1 pseudogene is annotated in these 218 nt (G+C 41.7%); it reads left to right on the top strand.

Going from position 1 to position 218, the window contains the following annotated elements:
• Positions 1-218, top strand: a pseudogene (locus tag A3712_RS28405) (Bcr/CflA family drug resistance efflux transporter); the annotation flags it as partial.

The following is a 218-nucleotide window of genomic DNA, read 5'->3' as shown; positions in this document are numbered from 1 at the left end:
GCCTTGTTCTCCATAGCTATTTATTAATGTTAATTGGGTTTTCTGTCATGGCGTTTGGCTCAGCATTTTTGTTAGCAGTCGCGGGTGTATCTGCATTGTATTTGTTTCCTAATCACAAAGGCCAGGTTGGTGCTATCTATGGTGCATTACAGATGGTTGGAGCATTTGGTTTTACGTTTTGTTTATCCTTTGTTCCAGCCACCCATCAAGTGATGGTG

It is taken from the genome of Vibrio sp. HI00D65 (genome assembly GCF_001635455.1).
Taxonomy (GTDB): Bacteria; Pseudomonadota; Gammaproteobacteria; order Enterobacterales; family Vibrionaceae; genus Vibrio.
Note: the sequence above shows the minus strand (reverse complement) of the source record. Positions and strands in the feature narration are given on the sequence as shown.